12 protein-coding genes are annotated in these 19222 nt (G+C 65.5%); 7 read left to right on the top strand and 5 right to left on the bottom strand.

Going from position 1 to position 19222, the window contains the following annotated elements; translation table 11 throughout:
* Positions 1-2: 2 nt before the first annotated feature.
* From kdpA to ACM43_RS18575, 5 genes are all read left to right on the top strand, one after another.
* Entirely contained in the window at positions 3-1706 is a 1704-nt protein-coding gene (kdpA, locus tag ACM43_RS18595) for a potassium-transporting ATPase subunit KdpA (RefSeq protein ID WP_271542012.1), read from the top strand.
* A 23-nt stretch (positions 1707-1729) separates the two neighbouring features.
* Positions 1730-3847 (top strand): potassium-transporting ATPase subunit KdpB, encoded by a 2118-nt coding sequence (kdpB, locus tag ACM43_RS18590; RefSeq protein WP_271542010.1) that lies wholly within the window; start codon positions 1730-1732, stop codon positions 3845-3847.
* A gap of 109 nt (positions 3848-3956) precedes the next feature.
* Complete coding sequence (locus ACM43_RS18585) at positions 3957-4562, top strand: K(+)-transporting ATPase subunit C (protein WP_271542008.1); 606 nt, start codon at positions 3957-3959, stop codon at positions 4560-4562.
* Between the two features lie 40 nt (positions 4563-4602).
* Positions 4603-7326 (top strand): sensor histidine kinase, encoded by a 2724-nt coding sequence (locus ACM43_RS18580; protein WP_271542006.1) that lies wholly within the window; start codon positions 4603-4605, stop codon positions 7324-7326.
* Complete coding sequence (locus ACM43_RS18575; RefSeq protein ID WP_271542004.1) at positions 7323-8012, top strand: response regulator; 690 nt, start codon at positions 7323-7325, stop codon at positions 8010-8012. The genes ACM43_RS18580 and ACM43_RS18575 overlap by 4 nt, the downstream gene beginning before the upstream one ends.
* Positions 8013-8132: 120 nt before the next feature.
* Here ACM43_RS18575 and ku read toward each other — a convergent pair whose 3' ends face one another.
* On the bottom strand, positions 8133-9017 hold the full coding sequence (ku, locus tag ACM43_RS18570; protein WP_157281790.1) for a non-homologous end joining protein Ku: 885 nt from the start codon (positions 9015-9017) through the stop codon (positions 8133-8135).
* 118 nt (positions 9018-9135) lie between these two features.
* On the opposite strand from ku, the gene ligD reads away from it, so the two are divergent.
* Positions 9136-11811, top strand: coding sequence for a DNA ligase D (gene ligD, locus ACM43_RS18565; RefSeq protein WP_271542001.1), 2676 nt, complete (start codon positions 9136-9138; stop codon positions 11809-11811).
* Between the two features lie 130 nt (positions 11812-11941).
* On the opposite strand, the gene ACM43_RS18560 is transcribed toward ligD, so the two are convergent.
* A complete protein-coding gene (locus ACM43_RS18560; protein WP_009798696.1) occupies positions 11942-12106 on the bottom strand; it encodes a DUF3309 family protein in 165 nt (54 codons plus the stop codon).
* A gap of 180 nt (positions 12107-12286) precedes the next feature.
* On the opposite strand from ACM43_RS18560, the gene ACM43_RS18555 reads away from it, so the two are divergent.
* Complete coding sequence (locus tag ACM43_RS18555) at positions 12287-12604, top strand: polyhydroxyalkanoic acid system family protein (RefSeq protein WP_157281788.1); 318 nt, start codon at positions 12287-12289, stop codon at positions 12602-12604.
* A 2-nt stretch (positions 12605-12606) separates the two neighbouring features.
* Here ACM43_RS18555 and treY read toward each other — a convergent pair whose 3' ends face one another.
* Genes treY through glgX form a run of 3 tightly spaced genes read right to left on the bottom strand, consistent with a single transcriptional unit; the run spans position 12607 to position 19221 of the window.
* A complete protein-coding gene (gene treY / locus ACM43_RS18550) occupies positions 12607-15393 on the bottom strand; it encodes a malto-oligosyltrehalose synthase (protein ID WP_271541994.1) in 2787 nt (928 codons plus the stop codon).
* A 1-nt stretch (position 15394) separates the two neighbouring features.
* On the bottom strand, positions 15395-17146 hold the full coding sequence (treZ, locus tag ACM43_RS18545) for a malto-oligosyltrehalose trehalohydrolase (RefSeq protein ID WP_271541992.1): 1752 nt from the start codon (positions 17144-17146) through the stop codon (positions 15395-15397).
* A complete protein-coding gene (gene glgX, locus ACM43_RS18540) occupies positions 17143-19221 on the bottom strand; it encodes a glycogen debranching protein GlgX (protein ID WP_271541990.1) in 2079 nt (692 codons plus the stop codon). The genes treZ and glgX overlap by 4 nt, the downstream gene beginning before the upstream one ends.
* Between the last annotated feature and the right edge of the window lies 1 nt (position 19222).

Here is a 19222-nt window from a genome sequence, read left to right as displayed (position 1 = left end):
CCATGACTGTGATCGGTTGGTTCCAGATCATTCTCTATTGCGCGATCGTGGTCGCGCTGACCAAGCCGCTCGGCTGGTACATGACGCGCGTGTTCAACGGCGAGCGCACCTTCCTGTCGCCCGTCCTGCGGCCGATCGAGGCCGGCATCTATTGGATCTCCGGCGTCGACGAGAAGCGCGAGCAGCACTGGCTGACCTACACGGTCGCGATGCTGCTGTTTCATGTCGGTGGCTTCCTCATCATCTACGGCCTGATGCGGCTGCAGGCCGTGCTGCCGTTCAATCCGGCCGGTCAGTCCGCGGTCGCCGAGGATTTGTCCTTCAACACCGCGATCTCCTTCATCACCAATACCAACTGGCAGAACTACGGCGGCGAGAGCACGCTGTCCTATCTGACCCAGATGGTCGGCCTGACCCACCAGAATTTCCTGTCGGCGGCGACCGGTATCGTGCTCGCGGTCGCGCTGATCCGTGGCTTTGCCCGCGCGTCCATGCGCACAATCGGCAACTTCTGGGTCGATGTGACCCGCTGCACGCTCTACATCCTGCTGCCGATCTGCGTCGTGTTCACGCTGTTCCTGGTCTGGCAGGGCATCCCGCAAACGCTTGGCGACTACGTCGAAGCGACCACGCTCGAAGGCGCCAGGCAGACCATCGCGGTCGGCCCGGTCGCCTCGCAGGTCGCGATCAAGATGCTCGGCACCAACGGCGGCGGCTTCTTCAACGCCAACGCCGCGCATCCCTTCGAGAATCCGACCGCGCTGTCGAACTTCGTGCAGATGCTGTCGATCTTCGCGCTCGGCGCGGCGCTCACCAACGTGTTCGGCCGCATGGTCGGAAACCAGCGCCAGGGCTGGGCGATCCTCGCCGTGATGGGCGTGCTGTTCGTCGCAGGCGTCGCCGTTTGCTATTGGGCTGAAGCCAGCGGCACCACGACCCTGCATGCACTCGGCCTGACCGGCGGCAACATGGAGGGCAAGGAAGTCCGCTTCGGCATCGTTGCGTCCTCGCTGTTCGCGGTGATCACCACCGCCGCGTCGTGCGGCGCCGTGAACGCCATGCACGACAGCTTCACCGCGCTCGGCGGCATGATCCCGCTGATCAACATGGAGTTAGGGGAGATCATCGTCGGCGGCGTCGGCGCCGGCCTGTACGGCATGCTGCTGTTCGTCGTCCTGGCGATCTTCGTCGCAGGCCTGATGGTCGGCCGTACGCCGGAATTTGTCGGAAAGAAGATCGAGGCGCGGGAAGTCAAGATGGCGATGCTCGCCATTCTCGTCCTGCCGCTGATGATTCTCGGCTGGGCCGCCGTCGCTGTGGTTTATCCCGCGGCGGTGGCGTCGATGGCGAATGCCGGACCGCACGGCTTCACCGAAGTGCTGTACGCCTTCACGTCGGGGGCGGCCAACAACGGCTCGGCCTTCGCGGGCCTCACCGGCAACACGTTGTTCTACAATCTCACGCTCGCCAGCGCGATGTTCGTCGGTCGCTTCTTCATGATCGTTCCGGCCATGGCGATCGCAGGCTCGCTCGCCGCGAAGAAGTCGATCCCCCCGTCGATGGGCACCTTTCCGACCACCGGCGGCCTGTTCGTCGGCCTCGTCGTTGGCGTCATCCTGATCATGGGCGGCCTGACCTTCTTCCCGGCGCTCGCACTCGGTCCCATCGTCGAGCATCTCGCGATGAACGCCGGCAACGTCTTCTGATCTCGCTTTTCGGAGTGACCTCCATGGAACCTGTCCACAAATCCAACAAGCGCATGCCGGTCTCGGCGATGCTGGATCCCAAGATCGTGATGCCGGCGATCGGCGCTGCCTTCACCAAGCTCGATCCGCGCGCCATGATCAAGAACCCCGTGATGTTCGTGGTCGAGATCGTGGCCGCGCTCACCACCGTGATCTTCCTGCGCGACCTCGTCACCGGCGGGGAGAATCTCGGCTTCACCTTCCAGATCATCCTCTGGCTGTGGTTCACCGTGCTGTTCGCCAATCTCGCCGAAGCCGTCGCCGAGGGCCGCGGCAAGGCGCAGGCCGAGACGCTGCGCAAGACCCGCACCGAGAGCCAGGCCAAGCTCCTGAGCGGCGCGGGCCGCGACTACAAGCTCGTGTCGGGCACGAGCCTGAAGGTCGGCGATCTCGTGCTGGTCGAGGCGGGCGACACCATCCCCTCGGACGGCGAGGTGGTCGAGGGCGTCGCCTCCGTCAACGAGGCCGCCATCACCGGCGAGTCCGCGCCCGTGATCCGCGAATCCGGCGGCGACCGTTCGGCGGTGACGGGCGGCACGCAGGTACTGTCGGACTGGATCCGGGTGCGCATCACCGCCGCGCAGGGATCGACCTTCATCGACCGCATGATCAAGCTGGTCGAGGGCGCCGAGCGGCAGAAGACGCCGAACGAGATCGCGCTCAACATCCTGCTCGCCGGCCTCACCATCATCTTCGTGTTCGCCACCGTGACGATCCCGAGCTACGCCGCCTATGCCGGCGGCTCGATCTCGGTGGTCGTGCTGGTGGCTCTGTTCGTGACGCTGATCCCGACCACGATCGGCGCGCTGTTGTCCGCCATCGGCATCGCCGGCATGGACCGCCTGGTGCGCTTCAATGTGCTGGCGATGTCGGGCCGCGCGGTCGAGGCCGCCGGCGACGTCGACACGCTGCTGCTCGACAAGACCGGCACCATCACGCTCGGCAACCGGCAGGCGACCGCCTTCCGTCCCGTGCGCGGCGTCACCGAGCAGGAGCTGGCGGATGCCGCCCAGCTCGCCTCGCTGGCGGACGAGACGCCGGAAGGCCGCTCCATCGTCGTGCTGGCCAAGGAGAAGTACGGCATCCGCGGCCGCGACATGGCCGAATTGGGCGCGACCTTCGTTCCGTTCACGGCGCAGACCCGCATGAGCGGCGTCGACGCGGGCAGCTCGTCGGTGCGCAAGGGCGCGGTCGATGCGATGCTGAACTATGTCGGCCGCGGTGCACCGCTGGCGGTTGCCTCGGGCAGCACCGCGCGTGCCCTTCAGCCCGGCGGGCTCTCTGAGGTTGGCCGCGAGATCCAGACCATCGCCGATGAGATATCGAAGGCCGGCGGCACACCGCTGGCGGTCGCCAGGGACGGCAAGTTGCTCGGCATCGTCCAGCTCAAGGACATCGTCAAGGGCGGTATCCGCGAGCGCTTCGCCGAACTCCGCCGCATGGGCATCCGCACCATCATGATCACCGGCGACAACCCGATGACGGCGGCCGCCATCGCCGCGGAAGCCGGGGTCGATGATTTCCTGGCGCAGGCAACGCCCGAGGACAAGCTCAAGCTGATCCGTGACGAGCAGGCCAAGGGCAAGCTGGTGGCGATGTGCGGCGACGGCACCAACGACGCCCCGGCGCTCGCCCAGGCCGATGTCGGCGTCGCGATGAATACCGGCACTCAGGCCGCCCGCGAGGCCGGCAACATGGTTGATCTCGACTCCAACCCGACCAAGCTGATCGAGGTGGTGGAGATCGGCAAGCAGCTCCTGATGACGCGCGGTGCGCTGACGACGTTCTCGATCGCCAACGACGTCGCCAAGTATTTTGCGATCATCCCGGCGATGTTCCTGGCGTTCTACCCCCAGCTCAACGTCCTCAACGTCATGAACCTGTCGAGCCCGCAAAGTGCCATCCTGTCGGCCATCATCTTCAACGCGCTCGTCATCATCGCGCTGATTCCGCTGGCGCTGAAGGGCGTCGCCTATCGCGCCGTCGGTGCCGGCGCGCTGCTCCGCCGCAACCTCCTGATCTACGGCCTCGGCGGCATCGTCATTCCCTTCATCGGCATCAAGGCGATCGACCTCGCGGTGACCGCCTTGCACTTGGCATAACCGGTCATTGCGAGGAGCCCTTGCGACGAAGCAATCCAGACTGCCTCCGTGGAAAGACCCTGGATTGCTTCGCTTCGCTCGCAATGACGGAAGACATAGGAGACCCAACATGCTCAGAGAAATCCGCCCCGCCATCGTCCTCTTGCTGGCGCTCACCGCCATCACGGGCCTTGCCTATCCGCTCGCCATGACCGGCATTGCCGGCGCGCTGTTTCCCGTGCAGGCGCAAGGCAGCCTGATCGAGAAAGACGGCAAGGTGATCGGCTCCGCCCTGATTGGGCAGGAGTTCAAGGACGACAAGTACTTCCATGGCCGTCCCTCGGCGACGCTGGCGCCGGACCCGAACGATTCGACCAAGACGGTGCCCGCGTCCTACAACGCCGCCAATTCGGGCGGCTCCAATCTCGGTCCGACCAGCAAGGCGCTGGCCGACCGGCTGAAGGAAGATGTGGACAAGCTCAGGCGCGAGAATCCGAACGCCTCGGTGCCGGTCGACCTGGTGACGACGTCGGCCAGTGGCCTCGACCCGAACATCTCGCCGGAAGCGGCGCAATTCCAGGTGCCGCGCGTGGCAAAGGCGCGCAATCTGCCCGAGGATCAGGTCAAGCAGCTCGTGACCGCCAGCACCGAAGGCCGCCTGCTCGGCCTGCTCGGCGAGCCCCGGGTTAACGTTCTGGCCTTGAATCTCGCGCTCGATCGCATGGCCGCGAAGTAGCGGTCTAGGCTCGCAGTGGACGGGTGATTATACTGGCAAGATGGTCCGAGAGCGTCGCGATCCCGAACAACGTCCGTCACCGGAGGCCCTGCTGGAAGCGGCGCGCCGGGAGGAGGGTGCGAGCGGCAGGCTGAAGATCTTCGTCGGCGCCGCTCCCGGCGTCGGCAAGACCTACGAGATGCTGCAAAGCGCCCAGGCCAAGCGCAAGGCCGGCATCGATGTCGTGGTCGGCTTCGTCGAGACCCATGGCCGCGCCGAGACCGAGGCGCTGGTGCGCGGCCTCGAAGTGGTCCCGCGCAAGCGGCTGGACTACCGCGGCCAGATCGTCGAAGAGATGGACCTCGACGCGGTGATCGCGCGGCGGCCGCAGATCGCGCTGGTCGACGAGCTCGCCCACACCAATGCGTCCGGAAGCCGCCATCCCAAGCGCTATCTCGACGTGGAGGAGCTGCTCTCGCACGGCATCGACGTCTATACCGCCGTCAACATCCAGCACATCGAGAGCCTGAACGATGTCGTTGCCCAGATCACCCATGTCCGGGTGCGCGAGACCGTACCGGATTCGGTGTTCGACCGAGCCGACGCGATCGAGCTGATCGACCTCACGCCAGACGACCTGATCCAGCGCCTGAAGGAGGGCAAGGTCTATGTGCCCAAGCAGGCCGAGCGGGCGCTGGAGCATTATTTCTCGCCGGGCAATCTCACCGCGCTGCGCGAGCTCGCGCTGCGCCGCACCGCCGAGCGGGTCGACGAGCAGCTCCTCAATCACATGCAGGCGAATGCGATTCCTGGGCCCTGGGCGGCGGGTGAGCGCATCCTGGTCTGCGTCAGCGAGGACCCGCGCGCGGCCGGCCTCGTGCGCTACACCAAGCGATTGGCCGACCGGCTGCATGCGCCGTTCACCGCGATTTCGATCGAGACGCGGCGATCGCTGCAATTGTCCGACGAGGAGCGGGATCGGCTGGCCGACACGCTGCGGCTTGCGGAATCGCTCGGCGGCGAGGCGCTGACCATTCCCGCCGTCGGCCGCCGTATCGCTGATGATCTCATCGGTTTCGCGCACGGCAACAACGTCACCCAGATCGTGATCGGCAAGTCGACGCGCTCGCGCTGGTTCGAGATGACGCGCGGCTCGGTCGTGCACGATCTGGTGCGCCGCGCGGGCAATATCAGCGTTCACGTCATCCCCGGGAACGAGCTTTCCGAAGAGGCCGCGCCCAAGATGGCGGTGCAGACCGCCGCACGATCCGAGCCGTTCGATTCCTTGCCTTTTCTCAAGGCGCTTGGGATCGTGCTTGTGGGTCTCGGCGCTGCCAAGCTGATCCAGCCCTATTTCGGCATCGAGAACGTCGATCTCGTGCTGCTGACCTCGGTCGTCGCGGTTGCCGTGCGCTACGGCCTGTGGCCCTCGCTGCTGGCCACGGTGGCGGCCTCGCTCTGCTACAATTTCTTCTTCATCCCGCCGATCTACACCTTCACGATCACCGACCCGACCAATGTCGCCGCTTTCGTGCTGTTCATGGTGGTGGCGATGATCGTCTCCAATGTCGCGGCGCGCGTGCGCATCCAGGCCGACACCGCGATCGGCCGGATCAGGATGACCGAGCAACTCTATGCCTTCAGCCGCAAGCTCGCCGGCACGGCCACGCTCGACGACGTCTTGTGGGCGAGCGCCTACCAGACCGCATTGATGCTCAAGGTCCGCGTGGTGCTGCTGTTGCCGGATGAAGGCCTGCTGACGGTGAAATCAGGCTATCCACCCGAAGACGAGCTCGACCAGGCCGATCTTGCCGCCGCCAATTGGGCCTGGAGCAACGATCGCCCGGCCGGCCGCGGCTCGGACACGTTGCCGGGCGCAAAACGGCTGTTTTTGCCGATGCGCACCGGCCGAGGGCCGATCGGTGTGATCGGCATCGACAACGATCGCACCGGCCCGCTGCTGACGCCGGACCAGCGGCGGCTGCTCGATGCGCTGGTCGACCAGGGCGCGCTCGCGATCGAGCGTGTGCTGCTGGTCGAGGACATGGACCGCGTCAAGCGCACCGTCGAATCTGAGCGGCTGCGCTCGGCGCTGCTCACCTCGATCTCGCACGATTTGAAGACGCCGCTCGCCTCGGTGTTAGGGGCGGCCTCCACCATGCGCGATCTCGCCGGCGCGCTCTCGGACACCGAGAAGCGCGATTTGCTCGCCACCGTGATCGACGAATCCGAGCGGCTCAACCGCTTCATCGCCAATCTGCTGGACATGACCAAGCTCGAATCCGGCGCCATCGTGCCCAACACAGCGCTGCACGATCTCAGCGAGATCGTCGGCAGCGCGCTCCGGCGCGCCAGCAAGATCCTCAGCCGCCACAAGGTCGAGCTGGTGCTGGCCGCCGAGCTGCCGATGCTCCAGCTCGACGCCGTGCTGTTCGAGCAGGTGCTGTTCAACCTGCTTGACAACGCCGCGAAATACGCGCCCCCCGAAACCACGATCTCGATCCGCGGCCGGCGCGACAGCGCTCATGTCGTGCTCGAGGTCGCCGACGAGGGCGCCGGCATTCCACCGGACGAGCTCGAGAGCGTGTTCGACAAGTTCTATCGCGTGCAGAAGGGCGATCACGTCCGTCCCGGCACCGGGCTCGGGCTTGCCATCTCCCGCGGCTTCGTCGAGGCGATGCGCGGCACGATCTCCGCCGCCAATCGCAGCGAGCGGAGCGGCGCGGTCCTCACCATTCGCCTGCCGGTTCCGGCAGAGAGCCACGCATTGGATACCGCCGCATGAGCGCTGCTCCGATCAAGGTCCTGGTCATCGACGACGAGCCGCCGATCCGCAAATTGCTGCGGATGGGGCTGACGACCCAGGGCTACGAAATCCTGGAAGCGCCGAACGGCAAGACGGCGCTGCAGAAACTTGGCGAGGAGCCGGCGCTGATCATCCTCGATCTCGGCCTGCCCGACGTTCAAGGCCATGAGCTGCTCCGCACCATCCGCGCCCGCAACGACGGCGTGCCGATCGTGGTGCTGTCGAGCCGCGGCGACGAAGCCGGCAAGGTCCAGGCGCTCGATCTCGGCGCCGACGATTATCTCACCAAGCCGTTCGGCATGGAGGAGCTGCTGGCGCGCCTGCGCGCCGCGCTGCGCCACCAGCTTCAGGTCAAGGGCGAGCGCCCGGTGTTCCGCACCGGCGATCTCTCGGTCGATCTCGTTCGCCGCATCGTCAAGGCCGGGGATCGCGAGGTGAAGCTCTCGCCGAAGGAATACGACCTGTTGCGGGTGCTGGTGCAGCACGCCGGCAAGGTGCTCACCCACCGCTTCCTGCTGAAGGAGCTGTGGGACGAATTGACCGACGCGCAATATCTGCGCGTCTATGTCCGCCAGCTTCGCCAGAAGATCGAAGCCGATCCGGAACGGCCGCAATACGTGCTGACGGAGACCGGGATCGGGTATCGGCTCAAGGCGGGGGAATAGACCCCGGCTGTCATTCCGGGACGCGCCCGTTGGCGCGGGCCCGGAATCCATTTCTCTGCCCGTCGCGCTTGGCACGATGGATTCCGGGCTCGATGCTTCGCATCGCCCCGGAATGACGAACTAACCCGCCTTCCTGTGCCTTGCCGTCGACCGGTGCGCCTTCTTCGCGCTGCGGTGCCGTCCGGTCGCGCGGCGCGCATGGGACTTCGCCGCCGTCTTCTTCCCGCCGCGTCCCTTCAGGCTCTGCTTCAGTGCGTCCATCAGGCTGACGACGTTGCTCGGCCGCTCCTCGGGCTCGGGCAGCTCGATCTTCTTGCCGCTGGCCTTGCGCTTCACCAGGGCCTTCAGCGCGTCCTCGTATTCGTCCTTGAACTTGCTGGGATCGAAATGCGCCGCCTTGGTCTGCAGGATGTGACCGGCGAGCTCGACCATGTCCTTGGTGATCTTCGGGCTCTTGATGTCGTCGAAGAACTGGTCCTCCTCGCGCAGCTCGTAAGGGAAACGCAGCGTGGTGCCGAGCAGGCCCTTGCCGCGCGGCTCGATCGCCATGACGTGCTCGCGATTGGTCAGAACGATCTTGGCGAGCGCCACGCGCTCCTGGTCCTTCATCGCGTCGCGGATCACCGCGAACGCATCGACCGCCGCCTTGCCGTCGGGCGCGATGTAATAGGGATGGTTGAGATAGCGCTGGTCGATCTCCTCGCGTGGCACGAAGCTCTCGATATCGATGGTGTGATTGCTCTCGATCTGGACCGCCTCGAGCTCCTCCGGCTCGATCTCGACATACTTGCCCTTGCGCACTTCGTAGCCGCGGCCCTTCTGCTCGCTCTCGACGACGTCGCCGGTCTCGGAATCGATCATCTGCTGCTTGAGCCGGTTCCCGGTCTCGCGGTTGATCAGGTGAAATCGCGTCTTCTCGGCCGCGGTGGTCGCCGGATAAAGCACGACCGGGCAACTGACCAGCGACAGCTTCAACGTTCCCTTCCAATAGGCGCGCGGGGCCATTCCATTCTCCAGCGTTTTCAAGGCGTTTTGGAACCCCAACCGCCCCATGGGGTTTTGGTTCCGGGCGGGACTTTCGCCGTGATAGGCTTCAAGTGCCGAACGAGAAGCGGGACCGGACGTGCTGCAGAAACTCTCCACCTACCGACAGAAGCGGGACTTCGAGAAAACGCCGGAGCCATCGGGCAAGACCGCCGTGGCGCCATCGAAACAGCGGCGCTTCGTCATCCAGAAGCATGATGCGACCCGGCTGCACTACGACCTCCGGCTCGAATTCGACGGCGTGTTCAAGTCCTGGGCGGTGACGAAGGGGCCTTCGCTCGATCCCCATGACAAGCGGCTTGCGGTCGAGGTCGAGGATCATCCGCTCGACTATGGCGATTTCGAAGGCACGATTCCCGAAGGCCAATACGGTGGCGGCACCGTCATGTTGTGGGATCGCGGCACCTGGGAATCGGACGATCCGGAAGCTGGCTTCAAGAAGGGCGACCTGAAGTTCACCCTGCGTGGCGACAAGCTGCAGGGAAGCTGGGTCCTGGTGCGGATGCGCAATCGCGGCGGCGAGAAGCGGACCAACTGGCTCTTGATCAAGCATCGTGACGAGTATGTCCGCGAAGGCGCGGACAACGATATTCTCGAGCAGGACAAGTCCGTCGCCTCGGGCCGGGCGATGGAACAGATCGCGGAGGGAAAGGGCCGCGCGCCGAAGCCGTTCATGCTGGCGAAGGGGACCAAGGGCAAGGCCGACGCGGTCTGGCAGTCCAATCGTGCCGAGGAGACCAAAGGGCGGACGGTGAAGCCGGCGCCGCGCACCGCGTTGAAAGCCGGCAAAGCGGCGAAGAAAACTGCCACGACCGCGGCGAGGGCCAAGACGGTGTCAGAGATGCCGGATTTCGTTGCGCCGCAGCTCTGCACGCTGGTCGAGCGGCCGCCCGGAGACGAGGGCTGGTGCCACGAGATCAAGTTCGACGGCTATCGCGTCCAGCTCCGGGTCGAGGACGGCGAGGCGACGCTGAAGACGCGCAAGGGCCTCGACTGGACCAGCAAATTCGCCTCCATCGCCGAGGAAGCCGCCGCGCTGCCGGACGTGATGATCGACGGCGAGATCGTCGCGCTCGACCACAACGGCGCGCCGAACTTCTCCTCGCTGCAAGCTGCGCTGTCCGATGGCAAGACCGACGACCTGATCTTCTTCGCCTTCGATCTGCTCTTCGCGGAAGGGCAGGACTACCGTCGGCTGCCGCTTGGGGAGCGCAAGGCGCAGCTCAAGAAGCTGCTGGAATCGCGCAAGCGGAAATCGAGCCAGCTCCGCTATGTCGAGCATTTCGAGAGCGGCGGCGATGCCGTGCTGCAATCGGCCTGCAAGCTCGAGCTCGAAGGCGTGGTGTCGAAGAAGCTGAATGCGCCGTATCGTTCGGGGCGCACCGAGAGCTGGGTCAAGTCGAAATGCCGCGCCGGCCACGAGGTGGTGATCGGCGGCTACAAGACCACCAACGGCAAATTCCGCTCTCTGATGGCCGGCGTGCAGCGCGGCGATCATCTCGCCTTCGTCGGCATGGTCGGCACCGGCTTTGGCGCTGACAAGGTCAAGCGCATCATGCCGGCGCTGAAGGCGATTGAGAGCAAGGAAAGCCCGTTCGGCGGCAAGAATGCGCCGAAGAAGACGCGGGACGTGCACTGGCTGAAGCCGGAGCTCGTCGCCGAGATCGAATTCGCGGGCTTCACGGCCGACGGCAATATTCGCCAGGCGGCGTTCAAGGGCCTGCGGCAGGACAAGCCGGCCAAGGAGGTCGAGGCGGAGACGCCCGTCGACACCGAGCTCGCCGAGCCCAAAACCAGGAAGCCAGCGCGCGCGAAGGCGAGCGGGCGAGTGAAGCAGACCGCTCAAAATGCCGAGGTCATGGGCGTCGTCATCTCCAAGCCGGACAAGCCGCTCTGGCCGGATGACGGCGATGGTGGCGCCGTCACCAAGCTGGACCTTGCCCGCTACCTCGAAGCCGTCGGCGAATGGATGATCGTGCATCTCAAGGGCCGGCCGTGCTCGCTGATCCGCGCGCCTGATGGCATCAAGGGCGAATGCTTCTTCCAGCGCCATGCGATGCAGGGCACGTCGAACCTTCTTGAGCTTGCGCGGGTCTCCGGCGACCGCAAGCCGTATCTTCAGATCGACCGGATCGAAGGGCTCGCCGCGGTGGCGCAGATCGGCGGCGTCGAGCTGCATCCCTGGAACTGCGCGCCCTATGCCTATGACACCCCGGGCCGCCTGGTGTTCGATCTCGACCCCGCCCCCGACGTGGACTTTCCCGAGGTGGTCGAGGCGGCGAAGGAGATGCGGCAGCGGCTCGCCGATATCGGCATGGACAGCTTCTGCAAGACCACCGGCGGCAAGGGCCTTCACGTCGTGGTGCCGCTGCTCCATGGCGCGCGCGACAAGGTGAGCTGGAAGGAAGCCAAGGCCTTTGCGCAAGGCGTCTGCCAGTGGATGGCGGACGACGATCCCGAACGCTATCTGCTCAACATGTCGAAGAAGCTGCGCAAGGGAAAGATCTTCCTGGATTATCTGCGCAACGACCGCATGTCGACGGCGGTGGCTCCGCTGTCGCCGCGAGCGCGCGCCGGCGCAACCGTGTCGATGCCGGTCACCTGGGCGCAGGTGAAGAGCGACCTCGATCCCAAGCGCTATACGCTGCGCACCGTGCCGGCCCTGCTGGCGCGATCGAAAGCGTGGGAGGGTTACGACGATGCCGCCGTGTCGATCAAGGCCGCGATCAAGAAGCTGGCGGGGAAGGTGAAGTAGGTCTGCCGCTGTTGCGGCGAAGGCGGGTGTCGTAGGGTGGGCAAAGCGGAGCGTGCCCACCACCTTGTTTCGTTCGAGCGAAGTGGTGGGCTTGGCGTGTTGCGCCTTAGCCCACCCTACGGAGCCAGTACTAGATCCTTCCCATCAGGATCAGGATCAGCAGAATGACGATGACAAGCCCGAGGCCGCCGCCGCCGTAATAGCCGGTGCCATAGAACGGCCCGCCGCCGATGCCGCTGAAGCCGCCGAGCAGGGCGATGATCAAGATGATCAGAATGATCGTGCCGATTGACATACGAATCTCCTCCAGCCCTTCGTAAGAAGGGTCATTGCAAACCTGTCCCGTTGTGCGGGAGCAACTTGCCGTAGGTTGTAAAGTTCCGGCCTTGAAACACAGCCGGAGGATCAACTTGCATGGAACCTTTGTTGGTCGACCCGGCATGATTATGTGACGTCAGTCAGAAGAGGCAGGACCATGTCAGCACCGCTCGTCGTCTCGATTCCGCATCGTCTCGGCCGCGAGGAAGCGGTGCGCCGGCTCAAAACCGGGCTCGGCCGCGCCGCAGCGAGTATTCCGGTGATGCAGGTCGAGGAGGAACGCTGGAGCGGCGACACTCTGGCCTTCCGCATCCGCGCGCTCGGCCAAGTCGCGACGGGGCAGATCGATGTCGGCGACGATCAGGTCCGGGTCGAGGTGGTGCTGCCTTGGCTGCTGCAGCGCTTCGCCGAGATGGCGCAGGCCACGATCAGGAAGCGCGGCCAATTGCTGCTGACCAAAGACGGGGAGAAGTAACTTCAGGCGCGCACGCGTTGCCGCGGCGCCCTGACGGCATTCGCCGTTCGGGCCGCGATGACCAAGGCAGGACAGTCACGGAAGGCCTGCGCGAGCGGCAAGTCGTTGCCGGCAAGGCCGGGCACGGCATAGCCCGTGATGTCGATGGTGGCGTCCATAGCTTCGGGTGCGGGCCATTCCCGGCCCGCTTGGCTGAAAGGCGCGAAATGACGCCCGACAACGACGATCGCGGCGGCGCGGCCATGACGACGCGCGAAGGCGATGACATGGTCGGCATGGGCGCCCCGTACCTCAAGCGGCTGATAGTCGCCCTGCGCGAAGACGTCGGCCAGCTCGTTGCGCAGCTTGAGCAGATGCCGCGTCCAGGCTAGCTTGAGCTTGCCGTCCGGCCAGCTCTTGATCAGGCCGCTCCAGTCCGGGGCTTCCAGTGATGGCAGCGCCGCGTGGCGCGCGGCGAAGTCCACCGGGCGGCGGTTGTCGGGATCGACCAGAGACAGGTCCCAGAATTCGGTGCCTTGATAGAAGTCCGGCACGCCCGGCAGCGTCGCCTTGAGCGTGAGCTGGCTCAGCGAGTTCAGCGTGCCGAGCAGCGAGACGCGGCGCGCCAGCGTCTGCAAGGCCTGAAGGAATTCCGCGGACTGGTCGGAGTCGAGGATCTTCGCGATGAAGTCGCGGATGCCGTTCTCATAGGCTTCATGCGGGTTGAGCCAACTCGTCTCCTCCTTGCCCTCGCGCGCGGCCTTGAGAGCATAGGCCTGGATGCGCTCGACGAAGGCGGCATCGGCCGGCACTTGAAGCGGCCAAGCGCCGAGCAGGGTCTGGTAGAGCATGTATTCGAATGTTGCCGACGGCGCGCGGAAATTGCCGTGCAGCGTGAGGTGCGGCGCGTTCAGCACCTTCCAGCGCGCCACCGCGCTGGTCCATTCACCGGGAATCTCGCTGAGCGATGCGATGCGCGTGCGCGCATCCTCGCCACGCTTGGTGTCGTGGGTGGCGGTTGCGGTCATGCCTTGCGGCCATTCCCTGGCGCGGCCCTGCATGGCCTGGTGGAAGGCGGGAATGCTGAGGCCGGTGCTGGCGGGGTCGCCGCCGACCTCGTTCAGCGCCAGCAGCCGGTGGAATTGATAGAACGCGGTGTCCTCCAGCGACTTTGCCATCATCGGGCCGGTGAATTGCTGCACCTTCAGCGCGAAGCGGCGCACGCGCGGGGCGCTGTGCGGCGGACGGCCCGGCTTGAGCAGGTCCATGGTCAAGGCATCGCGCAGGAAGTCGAAAATGCCTTCGTCGGCGGCGAACCAGTCGCGGCGGGCGCGCGCAATGGTGTCGTCGATCAGCTTGCGGTCCGCTGCGGTCGGGCCACTATGCGTCAGGTAGGTGCGATAGACCGGGAAATGCAGCACATAGAGTTCGAGCGCCTGCCGCAGGCTGTCGGCCGAGAAGTCGCGCGTCGAATAATGGCCGTTGGCGATGCGCGCAAGCAGGCGCGTCAGCACGGTGAACTCGCTGGTGAGCAGCGTCTCCAGCACGCGCCGCTTGGCGTCCTTGACGTAAGGCACAAGCCGCGGCGGCCGGTTGCTGATCTGCCGCCAGGTCTCGTCCAGCGCCTCCAGCCCCCTGGGATCGACCAGCACGTGGGTGATGACATTCATCCACTCGTAGCCGGTGGTGCCCTGGACGCCGGCGAAATGCGGCAGGCGTTCGTGCTCGCACAGGATCTTCTCGATCACGGTGTAGAAGGGCTTTGCGTTGCCCTGCGCGTCGCGCACCAGCCGGCGCAGCCGCTGGCAATATTGGGCGGGGTCGCGCAGGCCGTCGATGTGATCGAGCCGGATTCCCTGCAATTTGCCGTCGGCGATGAGCTGCTTCACCAGCCGGTGCGTGGCGGCAAACGTGCTCGCGTCCTCGACGCGCAGGCCGGCGAGGCCGTTGACGTCGAAGAAGCGGCGATAGTTGATGTCGCTGGAAGCAAGCCGCCAGTGCCCGAGCTTGTAGTGCTGGCGCTCCAGGAGGTGATGCAGCGTCAGCGTTTGTGCCGGGCGGTCCTTGCCGGCGCGATAGGCGGCAAGGCCGCGCTTGATGACCTCAGCGGCACCTGCGATCTCCTTGAGCTCGGACTTGAAGCCGGGAGCTTCCTTGCGATTGGGGCGCCGCAACCCTGTGTAGCGGGTCGCGAGCGACAGCAGGCGCTTGCCGGGCTCCATTTCCGCCGCGTCCGCCTCCTTGACGACGATCCGCAGCATCTCGCCATAGCGCTCCGGCGCGATGGGTAAGCGGTGCTCGAAATACCACGCCGCGAAGCTTCCTTCTTCGGGGTCGTAGCGCAGCTCGATGTCGCCGCGCTCCAGCGCCTCGCCGTAGGACGCGCCGAGGATCGGCAGCAGCACGCCGCCGCGGGCGCGGTAGGCCAGCTGGTCCCAGTCAATGTCGAAGGACGCCGCGTGCGGCGAGGCCTGGCCCCATTCCAGCACGTCGAGCCACCAGGGATTGTCGGCAAAATGCACGCCGACATGGTTGGGGACGAAATCGATGATGAGCCCGAGATCGTGCTGCTGAAGCGCCTGGCTCAGCCGCGTAAAGCCGGCCTCGCCGCCGAGCTCGGGATTGAACTGGCCGTGATCGACCGTGTCGTAGCCATGGGTCGAGCCTTTGCGGGCCTTCATCACCGGCGAGGCGTAGAGATGCGTGATGCCCAGCGCCTTGAGATAAGGAACGACCGCGGCGGCCTTGTCGAAATCGAAATCCGCGGTGAGCTGGAGCCGGTAGGTCGCGAGCGGAATGGCGGGAGGCATTCTAACCTCCGAGGCGCCAAACCACCGACCAGGGCGTGAGCCGCTCGCCGGCGCCGCCGCCCCAGATCGGCGTGCCCGCGCTGACGCTGGAGGTGATCTCGTGATCGGACAGATTGGCGACAAGGCGCAACGTCGTGCCGTCGCCCATGCGCCAATGAGCGGTGACGAGGCCGTTGTCGGCCGCCTCGGCATCACCGAAGCTTGCGCCCTTCAGCCGCGGCACGATCTGCTTGCGACGCACGCCGAGCAGCTCCCGCACCAGCGCGAGCCGCGCTTCCTGTTGCGGCGTGCGGCCGGTCCAGTCGAGCACGGCCGATTGCAGCGTTGCCAGATCGAGCGGATCGGGCACCTCGTCGCCGTATTTCTCGTAAGCCCAGGCATATTCCCGCTTGCGTCCCTTGCGCACGGCATCGGCTAACCCGCCCTGGAAATCGCAGAAGAACGGGAAGGGGACCGTCGAGCCCCATTCCTCGCCCTGAAACAGCATCGGCACCATCGGCGCGAGCAGGGTGACCGCGAGCGCAGCCTCGATCTGCTTTGGCGATGCCAGGCTTTCCAGCCGCTCGCCCAGCGGGCGATTGCCGATCTGGTCGTGATTCTGCAGGAAATTGACGAAGGTCGCCGGCGGCAGCTGGCCGCTCGGCTCGCCGCGCGGCTTCTTGCCCCAGAATTCCGAGATCTCGCCCTGATAGACGAAGCCGGAGGCGAGCGCGCGTGCCAGATCCATGCGCGGCGTCTGGTAATCGCCATAGTAACCGGCATGCTCACCGGTCAGCATCACGTGCCAGACGTGATGATAATCGTCGTTCCACTGCCCGCGATATTTGCCGTTCGGCGGGTCCTGCGCAGCGTCGAGCAGGCTGGCGCGGTTGTCGCCGTTCTCCAGCACGAGATGGATGTGGCGTCCCGTGGCCTTAGCAAGCTCGCCGGTGGCAACGCTGAGGTCCTGCAGCATGGACTGCTCGCCCGGGACAGCCATGATGTGGTTGGCGGCGTCCAGCCTGAGGCCGTCGAAGCGGTAGTCACCGAGCCAGGACAGCGCGTTCTCAACGGCGAAGGCTCGCACCTGCGGCACGCGATAATCGATCGCGCTGCCCCACGGCGTGTGCGCATCGGTGAAGAAGGTCGGCGCGTAACGGCCGAGGTAGTTTCCTTCCGGGCCGAAATGATTGTAGACGACGTCGAGGAACACCATCAGCCCGCGCAGATGCGCCTCGTCGATCAGCGTCTTCAGGTCTTCGGGCCGGCCATAGGCGCTGTCCGGCGCATACCACAGCACGCCGTCATAGCCCCAGCCGCGGCGTCCTGCGAAATCGGCGAGCGGCATCAATTCCAGCGCATTGATGCCGGTCGCGGCGAGGTGATCGAGCTTGTCGATCATGGCGCGATAGCTGCCTTCGGAAGTGAAGGTGCCTACATGGGTCTCGACCAGCACCGTCTCTTCCCAGGGACGGCCGCGCCAATCGCGCGCGCGCCAGACGAAGGCATCGTGATCGATGACCTCGCTCGGGCCGAACACGTCGTCGGGCTGGAAGGCCGAAGCGGGATCCGGCACGTCGATGTCGTCGTCGATCCTGAACTTGTACTTGCTGCTAGATGACAAGCCGGCGATCTCGGCGACGAACCAGCCATCCTGCCGGCGCTGCATCGCGTGCCTGCGATCGAGCAGGAGGTCGACGCGGCGCGCGGCCGGCGCCCACAGCCGGAACGACACGCCGTCCTTCGTCGGCCTCGCCCCGAAGGATGGCCTCATAGCGCGCCTGCGAAGGCGAGCACGGAGCGCGGCGGCGCCTTGCTGTCGGTCCCAGGCAGGAAGTCGATCGTATTCAGCTTGGCATCGGTCGTGTTCAGCAGCTGCTGCCAGCTCTTGTATTCGGTCATTTTGGGCAATTTGAATGCGATCTCTTCGGGAGCGGCGTTCAGTACGATAAAGATCGCAGCCCCACCCGGTTCCATCGGGCCCATCACATAGGAGAGAAACCGCCCATCCGGGAATGTCCAGTCACTCTCCGTCATCTCGTTGCCGGCGGGCGTCAGCCACAATGCGCCGTAGGAGACGCCGTCCTTGGGGCGGCCGTCGAGCCAGCGATGGCTGCGCAGCTGTGAGAAACGGCGGCGGATGTCGGCGAGCTGGGCGACGAAGTCGATCATGTCGTCGCCGTCCTTGCCGAGATTGTCCCAGCCGACCCAACCGACCTCGTTATCCTGGCAATAGGCGTTGTTGTTGCCGGATTGCGAGTTGCCGACCTCGTCGCCGGCGAGGATCAGCGGAACGCCCTGCGCCAGCATCAGGCAGGCCAGCACGTTCTTGCGCAGCTGGCGGCGCAGGCTGATGATCTTTGGATCGTCTGTCGGGCCCTCGACGCCGCAATTGTTGCTGTGATTGTCGTTGGAGCCGTCGCGATTGTCCTCGCCGTTGGCCTCGTTGTGCTTCTCGTTGTAGCTGAAGAGGTCGGCGAGCGTGAAGCCGTCGTGGACGGTGATGTGATTGATGCTGGCGCGCGGCCGCCGTCCGTCGTGGTTGAACAGATCGGACGATGCGGTCATGCGGCTCGAGATGTCGCCGATCAGGCTGCCTTCACCGCTCCAGTAGCGGCGCATGGCGCTGCGATAGCGGTCGTTCCATTCCGACCATTGCGAGGGAAAGGCTCCGACCTGGTAGCCGCCGAGGCCGAGGTCCCACGGCTCGGCGACGAGCTTGACCGAAGCCAGCACCGGATCCTGCCGGATCGCGGTGAGGAACGAGCTGCCGCGGTCAAAACCGTTCGGCCCGCGCGCCAGCGTGGTGGCGAGGTCGAAGCGGAAGCCGTCGACATGGCAGACCTCGACCCAGTAGCGCAGGGAATCCATCACCATCTGCAGCACGCGCGGATGGGCCAGGTTCACCGACGAGCCGCAGCCGGTGAAGTCGTCGTAATAGCGCGGGTTTTCGCGGTTCAGCCAATAATAGGACGCGTTGTCGATGCCGCGATAGCACAGCGTCGGACCGAGATGATTTCCCTCGGCGGTGTGGTTGTAGACCACGTCGAGCATCACCTCGATGCCGGCATCATGCAGCCGCGCCACCGTGGTGCGGAAGGAATCGAGCGCGTTGTCCTGGGCGTAGCGCGGCTCCGGCGCGAAGAATGACAGCGTGTTGTAGCCCCAGTAATTGGCGAGCTTCTTTTCCACGAGAATGCGATCGTCGACGAAGCTGTGGACCGGCAGCAGCTCGACCGTGGTGACGCCGAGCTTCTTCAGGTGCTCGATCATCGCCGGTGAAGACAAGCCGCCATAGGTACCGCGCAAATTCGGCGGCACGTCCTCGCGCTTCTGCGTCAGGCCCTTGACGTGGGCCTCGTAGATGATCGTGTCTTCCCAGGGAATATTCGGCCGGATCTCGCGGCGGCCCCAGTTGAAGGTCTCGTCGACCACGACGGCCTTGGGCATGCCGCGCGCATTGTCGCGCCGGTCGAACGACAGGTCCTCGCGCGGGCTTCCGGTGCGGTAGGCGAAATGCGCATCGCTCCAGACCAGGCGCCCGGCAAGCCGCTTGGCGTAGGGGTCGAGCAGCAGCTTGTTGGCGTTGAAGCGATGGCCGTGCTCGGGCTCGTAGGGGCCGTGCACGCGATAGCCGTAAAGCTGGCCCGGCGAGACGTCGTTGAGATAGCCGTGCCAGACATCCTCGGTCTTCTCCGGCAGCTCGATGCGCTCAAGCTCGCGGCGGCCTTGCGTGTCGAACAGGCAGAGCTCCACCTTCTGCGCGTTGGCGGAGAACAGCGCGAAATTGGTGCCGCGTCCGTCCCAGCTTGCGCCGAGCCGTGCGGGCGATCCGGCAGTCAGGCGCATC

This window comes from Bradyrhizobium sp. CCBAU 45321 (assembly GCF_028128975.1).
GTDB classification, from domain to species: Bacteria; Pseudomonadota; Alphaproteobacteria; order Rhizobiales; family Xanthobacteraceae; genus Bradyrhizobium; species Bradyrhizobium yuanmingense.
The sequence above is the reverse complement of the archived record's forward strand: the minus strand, read 5'-3'. Positions and strand labels throughout refer to the sequence as shown.